This window comes from Rahnella sp. WP5, assembly GCF_000745615.1.
Classification (GTDB): domain Bacteria; phylum Pseudomonadota; class Gammaproteobacteria; order Enterobacterales; family Enterobacteriaceae; genus Rahnella; species Rahnella aceris.
Genome location: NZ_KN050720.1, coordinates 761,010 through 782,664, shown reverse-complemented (window position 1 = coordinate 782,664; position 21,655 = coordinate 761,010). Strand labels below are relative to the sequence as shown.

Below are 21,655 nucleotides of genomic sequence, written 5' to 3'. Positions count from 1 at the left end.
TCAGTTTGCTGACGTGTCCGTGTCAGGTTGCTGTCGTGTTGATTTCCGATCCTGCGTTGCATGCTGATTGGGTGTTCAACATTCACTCTACAGGTAAAAATTATGAATCAGAGCAAAATCAGGCAACTTCGCATTTCCCGTGCATGGTCTCAGGAACAACTGGCAGAACTTTCCTCACTGAGCGTGCGCACGGTGCAGCGTATCGAAAATGGTGAGCAGGCCAGCCTAGAAACCCTCGGCGCTATCGCAGCAGCCTTTGATATCAAGGTTTCTGAACTGACAGAAAACGATGCGAAAACGGGCAGTGCTTCAGGGCAGGCGCTTGACGACCAGATAGAAAAAGCCAGATATCAGGTAGCGGAAGAAAGCAGTTTTTATCGTTCCGTTCTGTTGTGGGCGGTGGTCAATGCCGGTCTGTTCGCGATAAACCATTACACCTCACCGGATTCAGTCTGGTTCGTCTGGCCCCTGTGTATCTGGGGCGGCATTGTGTTGTTGCGGGGGTTACGCATTTTTGTTTTTCGCGGATCGGTTGAGCGCTGGCAGAAGGCGCGTTTACAGAAGTTAATACGCAAGCTCTGATCCGGAAAAAATGCTGCTAAAGCGCCCGTGTTAATCGTAAGCAAAACTGCCCTGACTGAGACATATCAAAACCCTTGCCGGACATACTGCTATCCTCTGTAATATTCAGGGTCATTAGCTCAACGGACAGAGAATGGATCAGCAGCGGCGGTTTGCATTTAATCTTAAGAGACTGATATTGCTTCTTGCACTGGTGAGTACGCTTGTCACCTTGCTCAGCAGTTATCTGGCAATTTTTCAGGTAGAGAAGAAGCTCCTTACCGAATCCTCCCTCAGGGCGAGTCAGTCGTTCGCTACACGACTGTCGCTGACGGCTGATTTGTTTTTCAATGCCGCAAACAAGCAGGTGGCCTATAGCGCCGATTTACTCGGCGAGCGGTTTAACAATGTTGATGCACTGACTGAAGAAGCCGATCGTTTGCAGTTGCAAAGTAAGCGCTTCAGCTCGGTGCTGGTGGTGGATACCACCGGCGTCGTGCGTGCGGCTTCACGAAACTCTGCGGCGATGGTCGGTTTAAAACTGGTGTCTGATGCCAATACCGCTGCGTTGAAAACGCAAAATCCGGTGCTCAGTTCCCCCTTTCTCACTCCACAGAATAATCACATCATTGTGCTTTCCTCACCTATCCGTAATGCGCGTGGCGGCTATCTCGGGTATCTGGCCACCGAAATTGACCTGAGCAAAGGCAGCATTGTGGATACGCTGATTAATGCCCGCAATTACCGTAAAGACGCCTATATCTATGTCATCGACCGTGAAGGCGACGTGTTGTATCGCGACGCGTCAGGCTGGAGCGAAAGCGCGCCACAGGGGCATGTGAACAAGGCACTTTTGGGCGGACGGGAGCAGGGTTTTTTGCGTATGGAAAACCTGCAAGGCGAAGAATCTCTGGCGGGTTTCTCTACGGTGGAGGTGGCGGGCTGGACGGTGCTGGTGCTGCATCCGGCGAAAGCCGATGTGATACTGCTGTATCACGTAATGATGCAGGTTTTGATCTACACGTTGCCGATCGTCATTCTGGTGTTCATCTGCATCTGGCTGCTGACGCGCTATATTTCGCGGCCGCTGCGACAGCTTGCCTCGAAGGCTGACACCATGGACTCACATGATGTCTCCGAGGAAATTCAGCAGATCAATGCCTGGTATTACGAAGCATCGAAGCTGAAAACGGTGATGTTGCAGGGGATCCGGTTGTTGCATCAGCGTATCGAACAACTGAGTACCGAAGCCCATACCGACCCGATGACCGGGCTGCTGAACCGGCGCGGTTTTTATGAGGCGGTGGATAAACAGCTAAAGGAATCGTCGCGCGTTGCAGTCATCACCCTCGATATCGATCACTTCAAAAAAGTAAACGACACTTTCGGACATGACGTGGGCGATAGGGTGATCACTCAACTGGCGCGCCATATTCTGAGTAATTCGCGGGAAGGCGATCTGCTGTGTCGCATGGGTGGCGAGGAATTTTTACTGCTGCTGCCCGGCGCGTCACTGACGCAGGCCACCGGGCTGGCCGAGCGTTTGCGCAAGCAGGTTGAAATGCAGCAGTTTGAGGGGGCCGGTCAGGTCACGATTTCACTCGGCGTTACCCTGTTCTATCCCGGAAAAGCCAATATTGACGGGGCATTGAAAACCGCGGATAAAGCGCTGTATCAGGCCAAAAATAAAGGGCGTAACTGCGTGGTGAATTTGTAGATTGGATGAGGCTAAACGACCAGCCAGAAGGATGAGAAAAGGCTCAGGCATTGCGCCTGAGCTTTGACTTAGCGTGAACCCGGCAGCAGGGATTCAGTGCATTTGAAGACGTCTTCGCGGAATTTGCGTGAGGCATCATCCAGATTAGCCTGATTGGCGACATCTGCACGGTTGGCTTCCAGCGCCTGATTGACCGCAAGGGTGAACGCATTTTCCTGGCTGGCATTCAGCACATTCCCCACGCTGCCGAACAGCAGACGCATGGCGGAAATCTGCACCAGCAGCTCACGGTTTACGCGCTCAAGCTGGTCAACACGTTTGTTCAGGGTCTCGTCATTCATATGTGTCTCCTTATTTAATTGCCGCACACCATAACAAAAGCACCGCAATGAAAAAACCGTCTTGCGGCGGGCGGGTCTTTGCCTGATGGATTAACGCACCATTTGCTGCATCTGACGGCTGAGTTGCATCAGTTGCGCATTCAGCGGAACCAGTTGTTGCTGGATGGCGTTGTATTTATCCAGTTGTTTCTGGTTAGCGAATTGCAGACGGTTGCCGGTGATGGTGACGTTTTTGCCCTGACTTTTGATGAAGTCTGCCTTCGCTACAATCAGGTTCAGCACCTGCGGCAATAAATCAAACACCTGCTCAGTGACGGCTGACGGTTTAACGATGGTTTTCTCATACACCTGATCGTAAACCTTCTTCAGGTCTTCCGGCTGTTTCAGCGCTGCATGCTGCGTATCGGCCTGGGTTTTCAGCAGCACGATTTTCTCTTTCCATCGTTCACTGCTGTCAGCCATTTTCTTCAGATCATCGCGCTGCTCAAGCAGGTTACTGACGCTGTTTACGCCGTTCATACCGGCAAAAACCGGCACCAGCGAAGAATCCAGTTCGATATTCATCTGATGATGAAAACCGGTGATAATCGCGTAATCTTTAGTGTAATCGCCAAAATCTTTTTTCTGCGCTTCGGTCAGTTGCGGGACGGCCAGCACGGGTTTATCGAGGATCCGCGACTGAAGAAAATCTATAAAGGCTTTGCGTTGTGCGGGTTCTTTATCACCGCAGCCGCTGAGGATAACAATCATCAGCAACATCATAAAAGGGAGCAAAAATACGCGGTGTGAGGTCTGTAAGCGGGGCGCTGAGTGCATCATTTCCTTGTTCCTTTATCTCCATCATCAGAGCCTTAACCTTAACGCATAAAGATAATTTTTTGCTAGATCAGCATAGCTATCTTCGCTAACGTCACTCTCAGAGTCATTTATTCAGGGAATGTATCACTTTGAAGCATAAGTCATTTTCGATAAAACAGTTTGCGCCGGTGCTGGCCATGATGATCCTCGCGGGGTGTACCTCGACGAAAAAAAGCGCAACGCCGGTGCAAAATCCGCATGACGTGAAAGCGGATATCGTGAGGCTGATGCCGACATCAGCCCCCGACAGAAAAGGTTGGGCGACCGATATTACCGCCGCTTTCACCACGCAGAACATTCCGGCAACCACCGAAAATATCTGTTCTGTGCTGGCGGTGGCGCAGCAGGAATCCAATTTCAACGCCGACGCACCGGTGCCGGGATTAAGCAAAATTGCGTGGAAAGAGATTGACCGGCGCGCCGATGCGGTTCATGTGCCCAATTTCCTGGTGCACACCGCGTTGTTGCTGAAATCCCCGAACGGCAAATCCTACAGCGAGCGGCTGGATAACGTAAAAACCGAGAAACAGCTGAGTGCGATTTTTGATGATTTCATTGATATGGTGCCGATGGGGCAGAAGCTGTTCGGCAATCTGAATCCGGTGCATACCGGCGGGCCGATGCAGGTCAGCATCGCGTTTGCCGAGCAAAATGCCAAAGGCTATCCGTATAAAGTTGAGGATTCAATCCGCAATGAAGTGTTTAGCCGCCGTGGCGGCGTGTATTTTGGCGTCAAACATCTGCTGGGGTATCCGGCGAATTACACTCAGCCGTTATATCGCTTTGCCGACTTTAATGCTGGCTGGTATGCCAGCCGCAACGCCGCATTCCAGAGTGCGGTAAGTAAAGTGTCCGGCATTCCGCTGGCACTGGACGGTGACCTGATTAACTACGGCACTGATAAACCGGGCGGCACAGAGCTGGCGGTACGCACACTGAGCAAACGTCTGGACATCAGCAATTCGGCCATCCGTAAGGCGCTGGAGAAGGGCGAACAACTGGAGTTTGAAGAGACCCGGCTCTACAAGCAGGTCTTCGCGCTGGCGGATAAAACCACCGGTAAAAGACAGCCACGGGAAATGCTACCGGGTATCACGCTGGAAAGTCCGAAGATTACCCGCAAGCTGACTACCGCCTGGTTTGCTAAGCGGGTAGACGGTCGTCGTGCGGATTGCATGAAAAGAGCGGGAGGATGATTCTTAAAGCCTGCCTGAACCGGGCAGGCTTTCTCATTATTTAATCGGGCTACAGCCGTTGTCACGGGCGGCCTGCGCGATATTTCCGGTTGGAATAAATCCGCCGGTAATATAATCCCGTTGAAATAAAAGCTTGCTTAATAAATCCGCCTGTGTGTAAATAGCGTCAACGGTTTGTGGTTAAGACCTATTTATGTAAGACATTTTAGTAAAGCAGTTCCTGGTTCAAGTGATATAGCAAATCCTTTCTCCGACGAATTTCCTTCTCTGATGCATCCATAAGTATTTCAAATAAAAACAGACCTATATTGCCCTATGGCATCATAAAATAAAAACGAAGAAGGTATTTTCTATGTCTAATAAAATGACTGGTTTAGTAAAATGGTTTGACGCTGGTAAAGGTTTCGGTTTCATCTCCCCTGCAGACGGCAGCAAAGACGTGTTCGTTCACTTCTCTGCAATCCAGAGCAATGATTTCAAAACCCTGGACGAAGGTCAGAACGTTGAGTTCACCATCGAAAATGGTCAGAAAGGCCCATCAGCGGGTAACGTTGTCGTTCTGTAATGTCGCCTGATATTGAAGGCAAACACTCTGCAATAGCGAAGATGGGTTAAACCCGGAGCAGCCAGAATAATTGTTTCAATATCGACATTATCAATGACAAAAATAAACCCTGGCCAACGCCGGGGTTTATTATATATAAGCTTCTGAATTTATTTCCGGGAGCCATAACAGAAAAGCCAGTTGGATTATTTCACCCGTTGTTTTTTCTGTTATGAAATGGCCGTGCTCAGGCCGCGCAATGTCGGAGTGTTCGATGGACGCTTGCGCCATAATATGACGGCCGGGAAAGCACCGGCAAATTCCCTTTATCCTTTGGGCTGACTCTGCGTTGGCTTCCTTCGCTCACCCGAATCACTTACATAAGTAAGCTCATCGGGATTCCTTCACTTGCCGCCTTCCTGCAACTCGAATTATTCGTGCATAAGAGCAAATCGCTCATCTTCCCAAATCCCAAAGGATGCCTTTGCCGAAAAACAGGCAAAAAAAAGCCCGCACGCGGCGGGCAAAATAACAGGGTTCTACAGGGGTATTACACAGGGACATCACACAACATTTGATGGATTTAAGATATCAAACCTTGTGTATGGTTTTGTCATCGCCCGGTAAGGTTAATCCAGCAGATGTAAGCCTTATTTGTCCGCATAATGCGTAATCACCTGATCAATTTTGCTGTCCGCCAGCGCAATGCCCTTCTGTATCAGAGACTCAGAACCGATGCTTGCCAGCACGATAACCACGGCAACAATCATTAATCCTTTGTATGTCATGATGAATCTTTCCGCATAGCTTAATGAATGGCAGCATTATGCGACGATACGACAAGTATCGCCACAGGAAGAGAAAGCAGAGGGAAAGGCGTTATGCGCCTAAATGGCCGACAGTGAAATACGTGACCAGGCCAACGATCACCAGCAGCGCAATCGCAGAGGCAGTATAAAGAATGATGCGTTTAGGGCTGTAAAATGCCATGAAATGTCCTTATTTATCCGTCGTCGTTAACGCTGTTTACTCACAGAAGTTCCATCATCAGGGCCATCACATAACCGATCCCGACAGAGCCTCCTGCCATCATTAACCAAAAAGCAGTGGCCTTCATTTCACACTCCTTGTGCGGGACGAATTGTCCCAATCATTTGTTTCATGATGCAATTATAACAAACATATAATCCATATGGATAAATATGTGCTTTTATTTTAAGCAATGTGTCTGAGAAATCCCTTTCTGAACTGTGAAGCATCTCGCTAATCTGCCCAAAAGCAATGACGAAGCAGGGGAGATGATTGTGCTTATGCACATCGTTTAATGCATTGATAATATGCAGTAATAAGGCCAGTGAGTCCTTGCGGGTGATCAAAGCTTGGGCGACTGCACAATGGTAAATCCCGGTGTACACATCTTACTTAGTGTTGCAGTTGTTCATAATTTCAACGCTAAGGGAACACCATGAACGGTCATGAAAACAAAGCGGTACGCAGTGCAAACCGCAAATTCTTTGCCCGCACCATTCCGATGCTCATCCTGATGTTGATCATTAACCAAATCGACCGCACCAATGTCGGATTCATCAAGCATAGCCTGGAAACCGACGTAGGCATCAGTACGGCAGCGTTCGGTTTCGGTGCCGGGCTGTTCTTCGTCGGTTACGCGCTGTTTGAAATTCCCAGCAACATGCTGATGGACAAGTACGGCGCGCGTGTCTGGCTGACGCGCATCATGATCACCTGGGGTGCGGTGGTTTTTGCCATGGGCTTCGTCACCACACCGATGCAATTCTACGTGCTGCGGTTTCTGCTCGGTGTCGCTGAAGCCGGTTTCTTCCCGGGGATCCTGTTCTATTTCCGCAAATGGGTGCCGAATGTTTACCGCGGCCGTGCCACGGCGTTGATCCTCACCGGTTCAGCAGCCGCGTACTTGCTCTCCGGCCCGGTTACCGGTGGCCTGCTGGAATTGCATGACTTTATGGGATTGCCGGGCTGGCAGTGGGTGCTGTTTATCGAAGGTGCGCTGTCGGTGCTGGTAGGGATCGTGGCGGCATTCTTCCTGGTGTCGAAACCTGAAGAGGCAAAATGGCTGACTGCTGAAGAGAAACTTGCGCTGAGTAATGCGCTGAGCACGGAATCCAGTTCGCGTGATTTACATACGCAGGGTCAGTCGCGCTGGAAGCTGATCACTGACGGCAAAATGGCGTACCTGTGTTTCCTGTTCTTTGTGATGTGCATGACCGGTTACACGCTGGTGTTCTGGCAGCCGGAGATCATCGGCCGTATTCAGGGGCTTTCCCCCTTCCAGATCGGCATGCTGAATTCCGTTCCGTGGATTTGCGCCATTATCGCCATCAATATTCTCGGCCGTGTCAGCGACCGTTTCCGCGGCAGTCGCGAAACCATTCTGGCGCTGGCGTTGATTGTGGCTGCGATCGGCACCTGCCTGTGTACGGTCGGCAGTCCGTGGTTTGGTTTATTTGCGCTGTGCGTGGTGTGTATCGGGACGAAATCCAGTGCGGTATTGTTCTGGCCGATCCCGCAAAGTCAGCTACCGTCATCCATCGTGGCGCCGGGGATTGCGCTGATCAATTCGCTGGGCAATCTCGGCGGTTTCTTCGCACCGGCGGTGTTTGGTTATCTGCAACAAACCACCGGCAGCACCACTGCGGGTTTGTATATCCTCAGCGGAATTTCGGTTTTCGCCGCTATCACGCTGTTCTTCACCAAAACTCACCGCACGCCAACGCAACCTGAATATCACGCCCCGCAGGGAATGGAGCCAAAACGTCATGTCTGATACGCCTAAAATTGTCGAAATGCAGGTCATTCCGGTCGCCGGTTACGACAGCATGCTGCTGAACATTGCTGGTGCACATAACTGTTATTTCACCCGTATTTTGCTGGTGCTCAAAGACAGTGCCGGACATACCGGCGTGGGCGAAGCGCCCGCCACCGGCGTGGTGCTGAAGATCCTTAATGATGCCATCCCGCATATCGTCGGGCAGAAAATTGGCATCATGAATCAGCTGGTGAGCGATTTGCACAAACGGGATCTGGAGGAAAACCGTCAGCCGAAACCGGTACTGCCGGGCTTCCGGCCGTGGGATCTCGAACGTCATCACAATGCCGTCGCGGTTCTGGAAACCGCACTGCTGGATCTGATGGGGCAGTTTCTCAATCAGCCGGTGGCGCAACTGCTCGGCCCCGGTAAACAGCGCGATGAAGTGCCGGTGCTCGGTTATCTGTTTTATATTGCCGACCGGCAGAAAACCGATCTGGATTATCAGCCAGGAAAGGCGCAGCCGGGGCAGCATCCGTGGTATCACCTGCGTCATCAGGAGGCCATGAGCCACGAAAAAGTGGTGCAACTGGCGGAAGCGGCACAGGATAAATACGGTTTTAAAGATTTCAAACTTAAAGGCGGCGTGCAGGCGGGTGAAGTCGAAATAGAAACGGTCAGGGCACTGAAAAAACGCTTCCCGCAGGCGCGGATCACCGTGGATCCGAATGCGTCCTGGTCGCTGGATCAGGCGATTTCGCTGTGCAAAAACATGCACGGGATTTTGTCTTACGTTGAAGATCCGTGTGGCGCGGAGCAGGGATTTTCCGGACGTGAAACGCTGGCGGAATTTAAGCGCGCCACCGGATTACCGGTCGCGACCAATATGATTGCCAACGACTGGCGGCAGATGAGCCATGCGCTGCAACTGAATGCGATCGATATCCCGCTGGCTGATCCCCATTACTGGTCCATGCGCGGGGCGAATACCATCGGCACATTATGTAATGCGTGGGGGCTGACGCTTGGCTGTCATTCGAACAATCACTTTGATGTGTCGCTGGCGATGCTGGCGCATCTCGGGGCGGCCGCGCCCGGCGAGATCACGCCATTTGATACACACTGGATCTGGCAGGAGGGACAGCATCTGACCAAAAACCCGTTGCAGATTAAAGACGGTAAACTGGCGCTGAATGAACTGCCGGGGCTGGGCGTTGAACTGGATATGGATGCCGTCGGCATCGCCCATCAGCGTTACAACAACCTGCGGCACAAAGATCGCGATGATGCGATCGCCATGCAGTATCTGATCCGCGGCTGGGCGTTTGACGGCAAGCGCGCCACTTTGGTTCGCTGACGTCGGGCTGACTGGCGTGTGGTGACTTAAGCGAGTTTTATTTCAAATAATCGGTGCGGGCGTTCAGTTTGTTATGCGCGCTGGCATCGATAGTTGTGGAAGGTCTGGTGCTGCTTTCGCTGGCTTTACGATTCAGTTCAGAAGCCACTTCCTGAGCGCTGGAAGGGTAAGCCTGAGCGAAACTGTTGAACGTGGTCATTGAGATCATCAGGCCAAAAAGAGCGAGGGTAATGCGTTTCATTTTGCAGGTGTCCGGTCTGTTCACATTTTGTCATAAGGGTACGTGATTCAGCGGCCGATTTTATATGCTTTCTTCATAAGAAACGGGAGCTAATTGTGCTCCCGTTCATCATTTATGCTGTGCTCAGCTGCTGTGTTACACGTGCTGGAGCGTATTATGCGCTTCTTCTGACTTATTCGGTAAGCGAATTGTGGCAGAAAGAACCAATGACACAATCAATAATACAGTGATGATGCTGAAGGTCACTGCGAAACCACCGAACAGGGAAGCCACCAGTGAGGCAAAGATGCTGCCGATACCGAAGCCCAGATACAGCAGGCCGTAGTTTTTGGTCATGTTGTTCAGGCCGAAGAAGTCGCTGACCAGTGAAGGGTAAACGGTGATGGTTCCACCGAAGCTGAAAGCGACGCAGGCCACGGAGAGGAAGAACATCATTTCGTTCATCTGGGTGAACAGCATCATGCTCATACCGGCCAGCGACACAATCTGCGCGATAGAGATAACGCGGATACGCTGCATTTTGTCAGACAACACACCCAACACCAGGCGGCCGCTCAGGTTAGCAATCGCAATCACGGTTACGGCGTTGGCGGCGGTCAGCGCATCCAGTTTAACCAGGCTTTGACCGATATCTTTCGCCACACCAATCACATACAAACCACTCATGCAGGCGGTCAGGAACATCAGCGCCAGCATCCAGTATTGCGGTGCACGAATGGCTTCGGCCAGGGTAAAATCACGGCTGTCGTTGCTGTTATCGTTCAGGGTGTTTTCCTCACGGGTGACGGCTGATGTTTCCTGTTTCGGCGCATCTTTCATCATCAGTGCGCCGGCAATCACCATCACCATCGCCACACCACCCCAGATCATGAAGGTGTTTTGCAAACCTTCTGTCGCCAGCAGATGACCGCAGACGAATTTGAATAACAGACTGCCCAGCCCGTAAGCACCGATTGAACAGGCTGAAATCATGCCTTTACGCTCAGGGAACCATTTCACGCAGTTGGTGAGGGTCAGCAGGTAACCGGCACCGTCCGCCAGACCGACCAGCACGCCGGCGCTGATGTACAGCGTGATGACGTTGTCGGAATGGGCGGTCAGCGCGAAACCGGCGGCCATCAGTAAACCGGCGGCGATGGTGACGGCACGCACACCAAACCGTTCCTGAAGTTTACCCGCAACGGAAGAGGCGAGAGCCAGACACAGACTCAGGATACCGAACGTCAGCGCAACGCGGCTGATCGGTTCGCCGAGTTTTTCGGACAACTGACCGTTAAAGAGACTCCAGGTATAAACGGAACCCAGTGCAAGCTGAGTAAGAATGGTACCGGCCAGTGTCAGCCAGCGGGTACGGTTGTCGTTCTGCATGCCAGATTTGTCACTCATAGTGGGTTCTCCCGAGCGAAGTAGATTCAATTAACTGTGGCTATGATAAGTCCGCAGAATGGATGCGGATGATTTGTGGAGTGAGATGCATGAGTTGCGGAATGAAATGCATCCATGACGGCATGAGTCGCCATTTTCTGGCTAAAATCAGCTCAAAATTGGACTTAAAACACCGCTGCAGGCCTTGCGGGGCGCGGGTTTTAGTTGATCTGGATCACTAATCTGTTATTTAGTTTTTTCAGGCAGGGCTACAAAGGTTTCGTTGTGTCATTGGCTGCATCAGAAAGATTCTGACCGGGGGAGTTTTAAACGATTAATTATTAATAAGGTGAAAAAAACGAGCTGTTTGAGCTCGTTTTTGTTTCTGCGTTCCGGCCTACAAGGCCCCGGTATTCAGCGCGGCATTAATCGCGGCTGCGACGCCGGTCGGGTTTTCCCACATCATCGAGTGACCGGCTTGCGGCACAATGGCGGTCTGAACGCAATGTTGCGGCAAAACGGCGACATCCGGTTCAGGCAGTGAAAACTCACCAAACAACACCGTCGCAGGCATTTCAAGCTGATAAAGCTGTTCGCGCCATGATACCGTTTCCCCCTTTACCAGCCCGACCGCCTGACGGTGGATGGCCAGCGGCGAGGCGATGCTCATACATCCTGCCCAGATGTGATTATTCCCGCGTACGGCGACATCAATCAGATGTGCATGGCCCTCGCGCAGATATGCTTCTTCTGAATACTGTGTCACCGCGCGGCTGAAGGTGCCGCCGCCGGCATCCAGATTTGGCTCGGCGACAATCAGGCGCTGGATCAGATCAGGGCGTTGCGTTGCCACCATAATGGCAATGCTGCCGCCCATGCTGTGACCGATTAAATTGACCTGTGGCACACCCAGGCTTTCCAGCCAGGCAATCACACAATCAGTATGCGCCCGGAGGCTGTAGCTGAAATCATCGGGTTTATCGCTGTAACCTGAACCGGCGAAATCCAGCAGCAGCGAGCGACGCGGGCGCAGGGAAGCATCTGTCGCCACCCGTGGAAAATCGCAGGAAGCTGTACAGCCCAGACCGTGTAAAAAGACCAGCGGCACACCCAGCCCTGGTAACTCGTGGAAACGTAAATGCATTTCCATACCGGGTACTTTGAACGATTTCATCTCAATCCTTTGTTAATCACTTAAGTGCAATCTGCGGATTATAGGCAGGATTTTTCTTAGCGGCAGTATAAAAAAGGGGTGAACACGCATCCGGGACTGGCGGCATCCTCAATGATGGTGGATTTTTGTTAAGTCATTCAGCATGTGAATATTTTTTTTCCGGACTCTTTCTATCAGCCAGACAAGTGATAGCATGGAACTCTTGCTCACTTTATGGATTTATCTGATGGTCAGGTTAGGCAGTTTTGTGGCGGTTACCCTGGTGCTGGCGTCGTTTTCAGCATCTGCTGTCACTCAGTATCAATGTGTATTAACGCACCACACGCAGTCTGATGATGGCAACGATGTTTCTGAAGTCGTCAATAAAAACGCACAGGTCTATGATGCGGGTAATACGTTCAGCTTTTCTCCGGATGGCAGCAAAATGGTCACCAGCCCGGAACTGACGGACATCATCGGCAAAGACAATCAGCCCATGAAAGCCGGTGCACAAGATAACCTGATGTATATTCACGTAAAAGACAGTTTTGTTGTCGCCACGCAAACCGAAGGTTATGTTTACGGAGATTGCAAAGTGAATACCGCGAAGTAAAAATCCTGGCCACAGCATTTTCTGAATCCGGGCGTTACGTCTGTCCGCAACGCCCTGCAATAAATAGAAACACTCCTGCCAGTTCATTAGCACACTTCTTATAGTCGCCTGTTGCACGACGGGCTATCCTTGCGCACTTTTCCGGTCCCCACTTTTTTTCATTTTCGCCCGCTTCAAGAAGCAGACAAAAAAGGTATTTGCCCGCTTATGGCCTTACTTAACGACGAAATCCGCGACCATACTGCCGAGTCCGTCCTTTTCGTTCGTCGTGCCGTGATCGCATTTATGGTGGTGATCCTCCTGTCGTCTGCGCTGGTGTTTAACCTGTATCACCTGCAGGTGGGCATGCATGATTTTTATCAGACCCGCTCGAATCAGAATGACATCAAAATGCTGCCGATCGCGCCCAGTCGCGGGTTGATTATGGATCGCAACGGTGTCGTGCTGGCGCAAAATATCACCCTGTACCAGATTGAAGTCATCCCGGGAAAAGTGCCTGATCTCAACGCCACGCTGAATGCGCTGAAACCCATTGTCGATCTGACACAGGACGATCTGGACAGTTTTCACGATGCGATGATCCACGGACGTCGCTTTGCGCAGATCCCGCTGAAGCTGGCGCTGACGGATGTTGAAGTGGCGCGTTTTTCCGTCAATCAGTTTGATTTCCCCGGCGTCTCTATCAGCACCTATCAGCAGCGCCGTTATCCGTACGGTGCGGAACTGGCGCATGTCGTGGGTTATGTTTCGAAGATAAACGACAGAGATGCCAAACGTCTCGAGGCGGAGGGTATCGCTGAGAATTACGCGGCTGACCACGATATCGGTAAGCAGGGCGTTGAAAAATACTATGAAAACATTTTGCATGGCCGCACCGGCTATCAGGAAGTCGAGGTCGATAACCACGGTCATGTGGTGCGTTTACTGAAAGAGGTTCCGCCGCAGGCCGGGCAAAATATCTATCTGACGCTTGATCTGGATTTGCAGCAGTACATCGAAAAAGTGCTGAAAGGGCAGCGTGCGGCAGTGGTGGTGATGGATCCGCGTGACGGCGGGATCAAAGCGATGGTCTCCAGCCCGAGCTATGATCCGAACCCGTTTGTGAACGGCATTTCCAGTAAGCAATACAGCGCGTTACTGAAGAACCCGGACCTGCCGCTGATCAACCGTGTGACCCAGGGGCTGTATCCGCCGGCCTCGACGGTGAAACCGTTTATGGCAACATCGGCGCTGTTTGAAGGGGTGATCACGCCACAAACCACGTTCTTTGGTGCGCCGACCTGGACGCTGCCGGGCACAGAACGGCATTACCGCGACTGGCTGAAAACCGGTCACGGCCTGCTGAATGTCACCAAAGCTATCGAAGAGTCCGCTGATACTTTCTTCTACCAGGTGGCCTATGAAATGGGCATAGATCGTATCCATACCTGGCTGAGCAAATTTGGTTACGGGCAGTCGACAGGTATTGATCTGGATGAGCAATATAACGGCGTACTGCCGAGTCGCGAATGGAAACTGAAGGTACATAAAAAAGGCTGGTATCAGGGCGATACCGTGTCTGTGGGCATCGGTCAGGGCTACTGGGTGGCGACGCCGATCCAGATGGTGCGGGCGCTGAGCGCACTGGTGAACAACGGTAAACTGGAAACGCCTCACCTGTTATATTCTGCCAAAAGCGGCAAAGTGATCACGCCGTATAAAATGCCGCCGACGCAGCAAATCGCTGACCCGAAATCGCCCATCTGGGGAATCGTGAAAAACGGCATGTTTGGAATGGCTAACCTCCCTAATGGTACCGGTTATAAACTTTTCCACACCGCGCCTTATCAGATTGCGGCAAAATCCGGCACCTCGCAGGTTTTCAGCCTGCGTGAGAATCAGGTTTATAACGCTAAAATGACGCCGGTACGTTTGCGCGACCATATTTTCTATACTGCGTTTGCGCCTTATAAACACCCGACGGTGGTGATGGCGCTGATCATGGAAAATGGCGGCGGTGATGGTGTGGTGGCCGGGCCGACCGCGCGGGCGATCCTCGACCATATTTTCCTGCCGCCGCAGGCGGTGATGTGTGATCCGGCCAAAGCGGATAATCCGGCAGACTGCGAACAACCGGTGCCGGCGCCAAATTCTCTGGGTTTCAGTGAGCATTGATCCGGGCGTGTGATCAGAGCATTTCAAAGGGCACGTTGTTGAGTCGGGCAACGTGTTTTCCAATTTCTTCTGTTGTCTTCATATGATCAAAATGAATATGACTGTAGTCAGGAAACTGAGTTTTATCGACGCCTAACACTTTGGTCACCCGGATGTTTTGAGTGGGAGTTAACCCTGCATATAAATTCAGACCCGGGCGGCCGATAACGAGTATTTCATTGTGGCTATATTGTTTACGGATCGAATTATCTTGCGCCATGAGATCAGCAGGGGTTAAAAGTTGCTGATATCCACCAGAACATCTGAATTTCCCTTTTCCTCTTCCGCTCTTAATACAGTCCACCAGCTCATAGGGCCTGACTACTGCTCCCAGGGGATTGTAGTATTCCCGTCCCGCATGGTTGATAAAATTAACGTCACGCGGGAATGTCCCAAGTATATTTTGTCGCGGTACTTCAAGTACCAGCGCGATGCTGTGATACATCCCGGTATACCTTGAGGTCTGTGTCGTGAATTTTTTAATATCTTTTAAATCAACCAGTGAGGTACTGAAAATATCCCAGCCATTAAACAGGGAAGCCGCGACCTGTCGGCAGAAAGGGCTTTCGTTCAGTTCAAAGGTATGCACTAAAACATGGTTCTCAGGAAGGACAGTCCAACTTTGAAGCGTTGTTAGCCTCTGCTGCTCATGGCGTTTTTTATTTTCCTGCTCCGTTAACAGCAGTTCTTCCGGGGATAGTTTGGCGGTCTTTTTTTTAAAAAATGGCATAATATTACTCCAGAAATCGTTAGTTTTTTTATAAAATCCGATGCCGTCTTTATTGTGATTTTATCAGCGGTGAATTCCGTGCATGTTGCTATTCATTGAGATTATTTCGTATTTCAGTCCATTTATGTCAGCTGCTTTTTCCGTTGCAACCTGAGGGGCATCTGCATAATAAGAATACATGTTATAGTCAGATTCAATTTTTCCACATCATCCAGATGAATGTTTAATATCCTGCTTTTTAATAAAATGAATTCCTGATTTTTTATGGGAAAACATAATAATCTCGTTGGTAAATTTTAGGGGAATATGGTGGGGAATATAACATATGCGTTTTTTTTAATGACTTAATCACTTCTTAAGAATAATGATATTGCAGCTTCTCTTTAACGGGAGGTATAAGCGGCCGTGAAACCGGCAGATTTTTTCATTGCGTATGTTTTATGCGACGGAAAGCCGTCATCCCCTGCGAAACAGCGTGTGTCATAAAATGGCGACAGTCACGTTATGTGTTGTCGTCATTTGGAGACATTTAACACATTGATAATTAAGCGTTTGAATTACTTCATCGAATACTGTTGGGTTTCGGCGACACTCCGGGTGTTTTTTAAACGGATTATTGGGCGTCGTGCAGATGCCTGAAAACACGTTTAAAATAAAAAACCTTTAAATTCATAATCTTGGTAATTTAACTTTAAAGTTGGCACGCATCCTGCTAGAATCGGGCAGTTGCTCATTCACCTGATTATGATTGGCTCACGCGAAAGCGTTGATATGCTCATAATGTCCGAATGACGCCAAAGAAACGGTGCCTATCGTTCACCCGACCGATAATCGTTGCGCAAGCACGTTATCAAGCATCGAACGACACGTTGAGTGAGGCACCACCTCTTCCGGTTTGCTGAACATCCGTCAGGATGTTCAGCAATACCAACCCCTCTGAAGTCTGCCTTTTTGTTTCCCAATCCTTTTACATATCCTCTCTGACACTGGCTGTTCAAACCGTTGTCCGCTAGCATGACGTTATCTGTGGTCAATGAGATGAATGCGTTGAAAAGAGGACGTTTATTCCCCGGCTCGTTACGTCAGCTGGTACTGATGGCTTTCCTGCTGGTGATGCTGCCGTTGCTGGTGCTGGCCTATCAGGCCTATGACAGCCTCGATCAGCTCAGCCGGCAGGCGGCGCGTATCAACCGCACCACGCTGAGTGATGCGCGTCGCAGTGAATCGATGTCCGGCATCGCGCTGGAGATGGAGCGCAGCTACCGCCAGTATTGTGTCCTTGACGATCCGACCCTTTCCCGCCTTTATCAGAATCAGCACAAGCAATATGCCCAGTTGCTGGATGCCCATGCGTCTGTGCTGCCGGATTTACGCTATTACCAGACGTTGCGCACCTTACTGACTCAACTGACACAACCGACCTGCCTGAATAACTCGCCGGATAAAGATTCCTCTGCACGGCTGGAAAATTTCTCGCGCACCAATGCCGAAATGGTTCAGGCGACACGGGAAGTGGTGTTTTCGCGCGGACAGCAACTCCAGCGCGCGATTGCCGAACGTGGTCAGTTCTTTGGCTGGCAGGCGCTGGTACTTTTTCTGCTCAGTGGCGCGCTGGTGGTGCTGTTCACCCGCATGATTATCGGGCCGGTGAAAGGTGTTGAACGAATGATCAACCGGCTGGGTGAAGGGCGTAATCTGGGCGATGTGACCCGTTTTAAAGGGCCGCGGGAGATCCGCTCGCTGGTGCAGCGCATCGTCTGGCTGAGTGAACGTCTTGCCTGGCTGGAATCACAGCGCCACGAATTCCTGCGCCATATTTCTCATGAACTTAAAACCCCGCTCGCCAGTATGCGTGAAGGCACCGAACTGCTGGCAGATGAAGTGGCCGGGCCGCTGACGCCGGATCAAAAAGAGGTGGTGGCTATCCTCAATAGCAGCAGCCGTCACCTGCAAACGCTGATTGAACAACTGCTCGATTACAACCGCAAGCTGGCTGATGCGCCGACGCTGAGTGTGTTTGTCGATCTTAAAGCGCTGGTGGATGACGTCGTAACGGCTAACAGCCTGCCCGCCCGCGCAAAGAAAATCCGCAGTGAAGTGATGATCGGTGCACCCCGGTGTCTGGCGGAACCGACCTTACTGAGGCGGGTGCTGGATAATCTCTATTCCAATGCGGTGCACTACGGGGCTGAATCCGGTACTATTTGGGTCCGTAGCCGGCAGGAAAACGGACGGGTGATAATCGAGGTGGCGAACACCGGAATACCGATCCCGCAGGCCGAGCGCACGATGATTTTTGAACCTTTTTACCAGGGTAGCCAGCAGAGGAAAGGGGCTGTAAAAGGCAGCGGTCTGGGGTTGAGTATTGCTCAGGACTGTATTCGCCGCATGCATGGAGAGCTGCAACTGGTTGCCGTTGAGGATGCGGACGTCTGTTTTCGTATCGAATTGCCCCTGACGGCTGAGAAGAATGAATAATGATGAAATTTTCAGGCTGGCTGCATGTGCTGTTACGCTGCCGGGTAATCTTATTGAGCATACCGCTGGTGCTTGCAGGCTGCGCGCCGCATTCCGCCAGTAATCCCTATTATCAGCAAGTTTCCGATCAGGTCGTGCCTGACAGCAAAGTGATCGACTTTCGCATTGCGCCCTGTGAAACCCTCTGGGCGCTGGATGACAGCGACGCGCTGACCAATTCGCTGTACTGGTTACGGGCGATGGACTGCGCTGACCGGATGAGTGATGCGCAGGCGCGTTACCAGGCGCAGCAGATCCCGGCCACAAGTTGGGAACAGGTGTTTAAACAAAGCATCCTGCTTGCCGGTGCGGATCCCGATCAGCAACAGCGTCGCGCATTGCTGGCGAAAGTGAGCGAGTACCGTGGCCAGATGCCGGGTTCGATTCGCCCGCTGGTGCAGTTATGGCGTGAACGTCAGAATTTGCAGGTGGTGCTGGGGGATGAAAAAGCCCGCAACGCCCGTCAGCAGGTGATGAATGAAGAAAAACTTCAGACGATGATCGCCGGACAGCAGGTGCTGGAAAACAATCTTGCGGATACGCGGCGTAAACTGGAAAACCTGACCGACATTGAGCGTCAGCTTTCCTCGCGTAAACAAATTCAGGGAGATTTGCCGGATAACGACGCCAGCGTACCTGCGAAAGCGACATCCGGTAAGCCGGTCAAACCTGCCGAAACCTATGCGCCGCCCGCTAAGGATCAGAACGCCAAATGACGATACGTAAAGCTGCCAGTTTATTGCTGGTTGATGACGATCCCAGCCTGTTAAAACTGTTGGGCATGCGCCTGACCAGCGAAGGTTTTTGCGTCACCACGGCGGAAAGCGGCGCTGAAGCGTTGCGTTTGCTGCATCGCGAACGTATTGATCTGGTGCTGAGTGATTTGCGCATGGATGAAATGGACGGCATGGCGCTTTTCGCCGAAATCCAGAAATTCCAGCCCGGCATGCCGGTGATCATTCTGACGGCACACGGTTCTATTCCCGATGCGGTCGCCGCCACCCAGCAGGGCGTATTTGGATTTCTCACCAAGCCGGTTGACCGCGATGCGTTGTATAAAGCTATCGATGAAGCGCTGGCGCAGTCCAGCCCGTCAGTCGATGAAAGCTGGCGCGAATCGATTGTCACCCGCAGCCCGATTATGTTGCGTCTGCTTGAACAGGCCAATATGGTCGCACAGTCTGATGTCAGCGTGCTGATTAACGGCCAAAGCGGCACCGGTAAAGAAGTGCTGGCGCAGGCCATTCACGGTGCCAGCCCGCGCGGCAAGAAAGCCTTTATTGCCATTAACTGTGGCGCATTGCCGGAACAGTTGCTGGAATCCGAATTATTCGGTCATGCCAAAGGGGCGTTTACTGGCGCGGTGAGCAGCCGTGAAGGTCTTTTCCAGGCAGCGACCGGCGGCACATTGTTCCTTGATGAAATCGGCGATATGCCCTTGTCGCTGCAGGTGAAATTGCTGCGCGTGTTGCAGGAACGCAAGGTGCGCCCGCTGGGCAGCAATCAGGATGTCGATGTGGATGTGCGCATTATTTCTGCGACGCACCGTGATTTGCCAAAAGCGATGGAGAAGGGTGAGTTTCGCGAAGACCTGTTTTATCGCCTCAATGTCGTCAGCCTGAAGCTGCCGACGTTGAGTGAAAGATCAGAAGACATTCCGCTGCTGGCCAATCATCTGCTGCGTGTTGCGGCGCAGCGACATAAACCTTTTGTGCGCAGTTTTTCGACGGATGCGCTGAAACGGCTGATGGCTGCCAGCTGGCCGGGCAATGTGCGCCAGTTAGTGAACGTCATTGAGCAATGTGTGGCGCTGACGTCTGCACCGGTGATCAGCGAAGCGCTGGTGCAACAGGCGCTGGAAGGTGAAAATACCGCGCTGCCAACGTTTGCCGATGCACGTAATCAGTTCGAGCTGAATTATCTGCGCAAGTTGCTGCAAATCACCAAAGGCAACGTGACGCAGGCAGCACGTATTGCCGGGCGTAACCGCACTGAGTTTTACAAGTTGCTGTCCCGTCATGAATTAGAAGCGACCGATTTTAAAGAGTAACGGGAATTTACTTTCAGAGGCTTGAGGTACATTCCTGCCGCTGAACTATGATACCTTTAGCGCCTTCGCATGCCTCCGGCATCCGAAACCAGATTGTGAACCATGCTGCCGCTCAGGAAGGCGGAGAGCAAACGAATGATTATAAGGGTCCGCCATGAAAAAGATTGATGCGATTATCAAGCCATTCAAACTCGACGATGTCCGTGAAGCACTGGCTGAAGTCGGGATTACCGGGATGACCGTGACCGAAGTGAAAGGCTTTGGCCGTCAGAAAGGTCACACAGAACTGTACCGTGGTGCGGAATACATGGTCGATTTCCTGCCAAAAGTGAAAATCGAAATTGTCGTGGCGGATGACATCGTGGATACCTGCGTGGAAACTATTATGACCACCGCGCAGACCGGTAAAATCGGCGACGGTAAAATCTTCGTGTTTGATGTGGCGCGTGTGGTGCGTATCCGTACCGGCGAGCAGGACGAAGAAGCGATTTAATGTTTCATCAGGGCGGGTAATACGATGTTACCGGCCCTGAGTTTTTCCTCTGTTATTCCGCGTTTCCTCCTTCCTGTCTTGTTATACCAATCATTTTTTAACCACATCACTTCTCAACTCTTTGTTTATCCAGTTCTTAGCGGTTAATTCTGTTCATCAGTCCCCAAAGTTCCTCTCCGCCAATAACCACAAAAAATGCTATTTGTTAGTTTTGTGTGAAATTTGTGGGGTTTTTATTGTGACTTCATTGAAAAAGTGAGAGTAAAATCACGTTTGTTGTTATACCAGTTCAGATAACCTGTCAGATACGTTGTAATCACCCACTAAAATAATTCAGGGTGAAAGTATCAGGCGGCCGGAACTGGTGTGGATTGATCTCCGTTGATCGTGGTTTTCACACCCATTCAGAAGGCTTTGCAATGTCACAACCAGAAAAACCCATACGCATTTCCCGGCGCGTATTTTTAGGGGGCGCACTGGCGGCGCTTTCCGTTCCGTTGATGAATAAGCTGCTGCTCAGCCCGGTCTATGCCGCGCCGGTTGCCGGTTTGTCACAGGCAAAACAGGATTTCACCCAACTCTCGCGGTATCTGACCGGTCACGACCGGCTGGACCTGGCCCTTTCTGAACGTTATTACCAGACGATGTTAGCGCTGTACCCGGACTTCACCGCACAGGTTCAGGCGTTGCAGGCGTTTATCACGGCGAATCACATTGATGCCGCTGAACTGCAAAAAGCGCTGGATGCACAGCAGCCCGCGCTGGCGAAACTGCCGCGCAGCATTCTTCAGGCGTGGTATCTCGGCGTGGTCGGCGATGGCAAACAGGCGGTTTGTCTGGCGTATGAAAATGCGCTGATGAATGTTGCGGTTCGCGATCACCTCAACCCGCCGAGTTATGCCTACGGCGCTTACGGCACCTGGGCAAAACAGCCTGTCTGA

General features: G+C 51.5%; 20 protein-coding genes. 13 read left to right on the top strand and 7 right to left on the bottom strand.

Going from position 1 to position 21,655, the window contains the following annotated elements; translation table 11 throughout:
• Positions 1–102 precede the first annotated feature (102 nt).
• Together EX31_RS20695 and EX31_RS20690 are read left to right on the top strand one after the other, a co-directional pair.
• Positions 103–582, top strand: coding sequence for a 2TM domain-containing protein (locus EX31_RS20695; protein WP_013574332.1), 480 nt, complete (start codon positions 103–105; stop codon positions 580–582).
• A gap of 133 nt (positions 583–715) precedes the next feature.
• Positions 716–2,278: a sensor domain-containing diguanylate cyclase gene (locus EX31_RS20690; protein WP_037036438.1), complete on the top strand. Its 1,563-nt coding sequence runs from the start codon at positions 716–718 to the stop codon at positions 2,276–2,278.
• A 68-nt stretch (positions 2,279–2,346) separates the two neighbouring features.
• On the opposite strand, the gene EX31_RS20685 is transcribed toward EX31_RS20690, so the two are convergent.
• Together EX31_RS20685 and EX31_RS20680 are read right to left on the bottom strand one after the other, a co-directional pair.
• A complete protein-coding gene (locus EX31_RS20685) occupies positions 2,347–2,619 on the bottom strand; it encodes a hypothetical protein (protein WP_051931110.1) in 273 nt (90 codons plus the stop codon).
• A gap of 90 nt (positions 2,620–2,709) precedes the next feature.
• On the bottom strand, positions 2,710–3,438 hold the full coding sequence (locus EX31_RS20680) for a DUF3053 domain-containing protein (protein WP_037036436.1): 729 nt from the start codon (positions 3,436–3,438) through the stop codon (positions 2,710–2,712).
• Between the two features lie 176 nt (positions 3,439–3,614).
• Here EX31_RS20680 and EX31_RS20675 point away from each other — a divergent pair, with 176 nt between their 5' ends.
• Together EX31_RS20675 and cspA are read left to right on the top strand one after the other, a co-directional pair.
• Complete coding sequence (locus EX31_RS20675) at positions 3,615–4,673, top strand: DUF1615 domain-containing protein (RefSeq protein ID WP_051931124.1); 1,059 nt, start codon at positions 3,615–3,617, stop codon at positions 4,671–4,673.
• A 352-nt stretch (positions 4,674–5,025) separates the two neighbouring features.
• Positions 5,026–5,238, top strand: coding sequence for a transcription antiterminator/RNA stability regulator CspE (gene cspA, locus EX31_RS20670; protein ID WP_013574336.1), 213 nt, complete (start codon positions 5,026–5,028; stop codon positions 5,236–5,238).
• Between the two features lie 629 nt (positions 5,239–5,867).
• Here cspA and EX31_RS26205 read toward each other — a convergent pair.
• Positions 5,868–6,005 (bottom strand): hypothetical protein, encoded by a 138-nt coding sequence (locus EX31_RS26205; protein ID WP_013574337.1) that lies wholly within the window; start codon positions 6,003–6,005, stop codon positions 5,868–5,870.
• Between the two features lie 677 nt (positions 6,006–6,682).
• Between EX31_RS26205 and EX31_RS20665 the strand changes: the two genes are divergently transcribed.
• Both EX31_RS20665 and EX31_RS20660 read left to right on the top strand, forming a co-directional pair.
• Positions 6,683–8,020 carry an MFS transporter gene (locus EX31_RS20665; protein WP_013574339.1) on the top strand — a complete coding sequence of 446 codons (1,338 nt, stop codon included), beginning with the start codon at positions 6,683–6,685 and terminating at the stop codon, positions 8,018–8,020.
• A complete protein-coding gene (locus tag EX31_RS20660) occupies positions 8,013–9,359 on the top strand; it encodes an enolase C-terminal domain-like protein (RefSeq protein ID WP_037036435.1) in 1,347 nt (448 codons plus the stop codon). Before EX31_RS20665 ends, EX31_RS20660 begins: the two co-directional genes overlap by 8 nt.
• A gap of 37 nt (positions 9,360–9,396) precedes the next feature.
• Here EX31_RS20660 and EX31_RS20655 read toward each other — a convergent pair whose 3' ends face one another.
• The 3 genes from EX31_RS20655 to EX31_RS20645 form a co-directional block, all read right to left on the bottom strand.
• The gene (locus tag EX31_RS20655; protein ID WP_013574341.1) at positions 9,397–9,600 is read right to left on the bottom strand and encodes a hypothetical protein; all 204 of its coding nucleotides are present in this window, start codon (positions 9,598–9,600) and stop codon (positions 9,397–9,399) included.
• A gap of 135 nt (positions 9,601–9,735) precedes the next feature.
• Positions 9,736–10,986, bottom strand: a complete 1,251-nt coding sequence (locus EX31_RS20650; RefSeq protein WP_037036433.1) for an L-lactate MFS transporter — start codon at positions 10,984–10,986, stop codon at positions 9,736–9,738.
• 376 nt (positions 10,987–11,362) lie between these two features.
• Positions 11,363–12,139: an alpha/beta fold hydrolase gene (locus EX31_RS20645; protein WP_037036432.1), complete on the bottom strand. Its 777-nt coding sequence runs from the start codon at positions 12,137–12,139 to the stop codon at positions 11,363–11,365.
• A 193-nt stretch (positions 12,140–12,332) separates the two neighbouring features.
• On the opposite strand from EX31_RS20645, the gene EX31_RS20640 reads away from it, so the two are divergent.
• Both EX31_RS20640 and mrdA read left to right on the top strand, forming a co-directional pair.
• Positions 12,333–12,731, top strand: coding sequence for a hypothetical protein (locus EX31_RS20640; RefSeq protein WP_231576090.1), 399 nt, complete (start codon positions 12,333–12,335; stop codon positions 12,729–12,731).
• A gap of 207 nt (positions 12,732–12,938) precedes the next feature.
• Entirely contained in the window at positions 12,939–14,885 is a 1,947-nt protein-coding gene (gene mrdA, locus EX31_RS20635; protein WP_013574345.1) for a penicillin-binding protein 2, read from the top strand.
• 13 nt (positions 14,886–14,898) lie between these two features.
• On the opposite strand, the gene EX31_RS20630 is transcribed toward mrdA, so the two are convergent.
• Entirely contained in the window at positions 14,899–15,654 is a 756-nt protein-coding gene (locus tag EX31_RS20630) for a hypothetical protein (RefSeq protein ID WP_037036430.1), read from the bottom strand.
• 1,038 nt (positions 15,655–16,692) lie between these two features.
• Between EX31_RS20630 and EX31_RS20625 the strand changes: the two genes are divergently transcribed.
• From EX31_RS20625 to EX31_RS20605, 5 genes are all read left to right on the top strand, one after another.
• Positions 16,693–18,132: a sensor histidine kinase gene (locus EX31_RS20625; protein WP_037036608.1), complete on the top strand. Its 1,440-nt coding sequence runs from the start codon at positions 16,693–16,695 to the stop codon at positions 18,130–18,132.
• Positions 18,132–18,887, top strand: a complete 756-nt coding sequence (qseG, locus tag EX31_RS20620; RefSeq protein WP_013574349.1) for a two-component system QseEF-associated lipoprotein QseG — start codon at positions 18,132–18,134, stop codon at positions 18,885–18,887. The genes EX31_RS20625 and qseG overlap by 1 nt, the downstream gene beginning before the upstream one ends.
• Positions 18,884–20,221, top strand: a complete 1,338-nt coding sequence (glrR, locus tag EX31_RS20615) for a two-component system response regulator GlrR (RefSeq protein ID WP_037036428.1) — start codon at positions 18,884–18,886, stop codon at positions 20,219–20,221. The genes qseG and glrR overlap by 4 nt, the downstream gene beginning before the upstream one ends.
• Positions 20,222–20,375: 154 nt before the next feature.
• A complete protein-coding gene (gene glnB, locus EX31_RS20610) occupies positions 20,376–20,714 on the top strand; it encodes a nitrogen regulatory protein P-II (protein WP_013574351.1) in 339 nt (112 codons plus the stop codon).
• 419 nt (positions 20,715–21,133) lie between these two features.
• Positions 21,134–21,655: a sorbitol dehydrogenase family protein gene (locus tag EX31_RS20605; protein WP_015689471.1), complete on the top strand. Its 522-nt coding sequence runs from the start codon at positions 21,134–21,136 to the stop codon at positions 21,653–21,655.